Here is a 3,608-nt window from a genome sequence, read left to right as displayed (position 1 = left end):
CGGGTGAGTGATGCGCGCGCGTCGCCTCGGTCGCGCGACCGGCTTCTCGTTCGGCGCGCGGCCAACTTCTCGCGCTTCCTGGTGCGGGTCACCGGAGAGCTGCCGGGGGCGTTCCGCGAGCGCGTCCGGGCCGGCGGCTCGCTCGCGTCGCCGCGCCGGGAAGAGACCGGACGCCCGCCGGGTTGACGTCGGTGTGCACGCAGAGCTGAAGGTTCCCCAGGGCAAGCTGGTCGTCGTCGACCTCGAGGTGACCGAGGGGAGGATCGCGGACGTCCGCCTGTCCGGCGACTTCTTCCTGGAGCCGGACGAGGCGCTGGGCCACATGTCCGACGCCGTCGAGGGGATGCCCGCCGACGCGTCGCTGGCCGAGATCGAGGCGGCGGTCGAGACCGCTCGCGGCGACGCCGTCATGGTCGGGTTCGACCCGCGCTCGATCGCCATGGTCGTGCTGCGCGCCCTCGGCCGGGCCACCACCTGGAGCGACCACGCCTTCGAGCTGGTCGAGACCGGCCCCCTGCACCCGGCCATGCAGATGGCCGTCGACGAGGTGATCGCCCAGCAGGTCGGCGCCGGCGAGCGCGGCCCGGCGCTGCGCATCTGGGAGTGGGCCAGCAACGCGGTCATCATCGGCTCGTTCCAGTCGCTGAGCAACGAGGTCGACCTGGAGGCGGCGGCGCGTCACGACACCACCGTCGTACGGCGCATCTCCGGCGGTGGCGCCATGTTCGTCGAGCCGGGCAACACGATCACGTACTCGCTGTACGTCCCCGGCACGCTCGTCGAGGGCATGAGCTTCATCGAGTCCTACGCCTTCCTGGACGCCTGGGTCGTCCGCGCGCTGCGCGAGCTGGGGGTCGAGGCCGACTACAAGCCGGTCAACGACCTCGTCTCGCCCGCCGGCAAGATCGGCGGCGCCGCGCAGAAGCGGCTCGCGTCCGGCGCGGTGCTGCACCACGTGACGATGTCCTACGACATGGACGCGGCCAAGATGCTCGACATCCTGCGCATCGGGCGCGAGAAGCTCTCCGACAAGGGGCACGTGAGCGCGGCCAAGCGGTCGACCCGATCCGCTCGCAGACCGGCCTGCCGCGCGAGGACGTCGTCAAGGCGCTCGTCGAGCACTTCGACCGCGAGAACGGACCGATCGCCCGCACCGAGCTCGACGCCGAGACGTGGGCCCGGGCCGAGCGGCTCGCGGAGTCCAAGTTCTCCGACCCTGCGTGGCTGGCCCGCGTCCCGTAGTTGGATGGGGGCCGTGAACGCCCCGTCGACGTCCGCCCCGCCCGCCCCGAGGACCTGCCCCTGGTGCTGGCCGTCTTCCACGCCGTCGACCTCGACACGGCCGGCGAGACGCTGATGGACGCCGTCGACCTGCAGGGCTTCTGGGCCGACCCCACGTTCGACGCCGCCCACGACACCCGGCTGGTGCTCGACGGCGGGCGGCCCGTCGCGGCGGGCTTCCTGTTCGCGAACGGGTTCGCCCGCGTCGACGTCGTCCCGGACGCCTGCGGCCGGGGCCTGGGCACGGTGCTGGCCGACTGGGTCGAGCAGCGTCAGCGCGAGCGCGGGGGACGCCGCTGCGAGCAGGAGGCGTTCGAGACCGACGCGCGCACGCGCGGGTTCCTCGAGGCACGTGGCTACGTGCCGGCCCACGAGTCCTGGTCGCTGGAGCTGCCCGCGGACGCCACGATCGCCCAGCGTCCGCTGCCCGACGGTGTCACGGTGCGGCCGATGCGCGCCGGCGAGGAGCACGCGGTGCACCGGGTCGTCGAGGACGCGTTCAACGAGTGGGAGGGTCGCGCCCCGCGCGCGTTCGAGAGCTGGAAGGCGCTGGTGCTGGACCGCCCGGGCACCACCGACGACCACCTGCTCGTGGCGGTGGCGGGCGACGAGGTGGTCGGCGCCTGCGTCGGCATGGACGGCGAGAGCGACGACGAGTACTGGGTCGCCCAGCTGGCGGTGCGCCGCGACCAGCGCGGCCGCGGCATCGCCCAGCAGCTGCTGGCCGTGTCGTACGCCGCCGCCCGGGCGCGCGGCCGCACCCGCGGGCGGCTCGACACGGACTCGCGCACCGGCGCGCTGAGCCTCTACGAGCGCCTGGGCATGCACGTCACGCTGAGCTTCCAGAACCTCCGCCTCGACCTCTGACCCTCACCCCGCGACGCCTCCGGCGAGATGTGGGGAGAAAAGCACCACGAACCGCCATTCCATGGTGCATTCCTCCCCACATCTCGGGGGAGCCGGGCTCGGGTGAGGCCCTGGTCAGGGGGCCGGGCAGGCGAGGTGCGTGCTCAGGACGGCGGCCGCGCGCTCGCCGATGCGGCGGTGCGCGGCGGTGTCCGGGTGCAGCCGGTCGGGCAGCGGCAGCTCGTCGTGGTCGGCCGGTCCGTACAGCGCGGGCCGTCGACGAGGTGCAGGTGCGGGTCCTGGGCCCGGCGCGCTCCACGACGTCCGCGAGCGCGGCCCGGACGGTGCGCAGGGTCAGGCGTCCCGCGGCGACCTCGGCCGGGTCGCCGGTCGCGACGAAACGCAGCGTCCCGTCGCTCAGGTCGAACGCTCCCGGACCCGGCGTGTCCTCGTGGATCGGGCAGTACAGCGGCGTCATGACGAGCAGCGGGACGTCCGGGTGGCCCTCGCGGATCGTGTCGAGGAAGCCGTGCACCGCGGGCACGAGCGCCCGCATGCGCATGACGTCGCTGTTGACCAGGTTGATCCCGATCTTCACGCTCACGAGGTCCGCGGGGACGTCGCGCAGGGTGCGGGCCACGAACGGGTCGAGCAGCGCGCTGCCGCCCAGCCCCACGTTCGTCAGGTCGAGCCCGGCCCGGGCCGCGGCGACGGACGTCCAGGTCGCGGTCGGGCTCGTCGCGTTCGAGCCCTGGCTGATCGAGCTGCCGTGGTGCAGCCAGCGCGGACGCCCGCCGCGCGGCACCGCGTGCACCTCCGCGTCGGCGCGCAGGCCACGAGCTCGGTGCTCTCCTGGTGCGGGAGCCAGACCTCGACGAGCTTGTCGGCGGGGTCGAGCCCGTCGACCCGCACCGTGCCCGGCTCGCCGCGGTGGTGCTCGACGCCGCCGGTGCGCGGGTCGAGCACCATCCGGTCGCCGGCCGCGACGGTCTGCTGGGCGACCAGGCGTCCGTCGACGAGGACGTCGTGCTTCCCGAGCGGACGGGGCGGGACGCCGGCGTACTCGCGACGGGTGGGCAGGACGTCCAGCTCGACGGCCGTCGCCGTCGTGCGGAACGCGAGACGCACGCCGGCGGGCTCGGCCTCCACCATCGCCACCTGGGGGTCGGAGCTCTGCTCGCGGGCCCAGCGCGGCAGCCGGTGCGGGCGCAGCCCGCGCTCGGTGCGCTCGAGGTCCAGCGCGCCGTGGACGAGGTCGTCGGTGAGCTGGACGGGGACGAGGGTCATGACGGCTCCGGATCGGTCGGGTCGGGGGAGGGCCAGGCGCGGCAGCAGCGCGTCGAGCGCGTCGAGGCTGCGGGCCCACGACGCCGAGGCGTCGGGGCGGGAGTGGCTGAAGCCGCCGGCGAGCTCGAGGTCGACGAACCCGTGGACGAGGCTGCCCAGACAGCCGGACGGCGTGGGTCCTCGTCGTCCCCGAC

At 74.4% G+C, this 3,608-nt stretch carries 5 protein-coding genes; 3 read left to right on the top strand and 2 right to left on the bottom strand.

The genetic code is table 11. The features are described from left to right. The 3 genes from AC2W7G_RS11740 to AC2W7G_RS11730 all read left to right on the top strand — a co-directional run. A partial coding sequence (locus tag AC2W7G_RS11740) for a hypothetical protein (RefSeq protein ID WP_485868599.1) occupies nt 1-186 on the top strand: 186 nt, incomplete at its 5' end. A gap of 7 nt (nt 187-193) precedes the next feature. Continuing rightward, nucleotides 194-1,357, top strand: coding sequence for a lipoate-protein ligase small subunit (gene lplB / locus AC2W7G_RS11735; RefSeq protein WP_485868598.1), 1,164 nt, complete (start codon nt 194-196; stop codon nt 1,355-1,357). Next, nucleotides 1,306-2,148 (top strand): GNAT family N-acetyltransferase, encoded by an 843-nt coding sequence (locus AC2W7G_RS11730; RefSeq protein WP_485868597.1) that lies wholly within the window; start codon nt 1,306-1,308, stop codon nt 2,146-2,148. The genes lplB and AC2W7G_RS11730 overlap by 52 nt, the downstream gene beginning before the upstream one ends. Here the strand turns inward: AC2W7G_RS11730 and AC2W7G_RS11725 are convergent. Both AC2W7G_RS11725 and AC2W7G_RS11720 read right to left on the bottom strand, forming a co-directional pair. Next, nucleotides 2,111-2,887, bottom strand: coding sequence for an SGNH/GDSL hydrolase family protein (locus AC2W7G_RS11725; RefSeq protein WP_485868600.1), 777 nt, complete (start codon nt 2,885-2,887; stop codon nt 2,111-2,113). The two genes, AC2W7G_RS11730 and AC2W7G_RS11725, sit on opposite strands and share 38 nt — an antisense overlap. Next, the coding region (locus AC2W7G_RS11720) for a TetR-like C-terminal domain-containing protein (RefSeq protein ID WP_485868596.1) at nt 2,809-3,608 on the bottom strand (800 nt) is incomplete at its 5' end. The genes AC2W7G_RS11720 and AC2W7G_RS11725, both read right to left, overlap by 79 nt.

It is taken from the genome of Aeromicrobium sp. PFPM2_SD2 (genome assembly GCF_057364525.1).
This window is presented reverse-complemented; position numbering and strand designations above follow the sequence as displayed.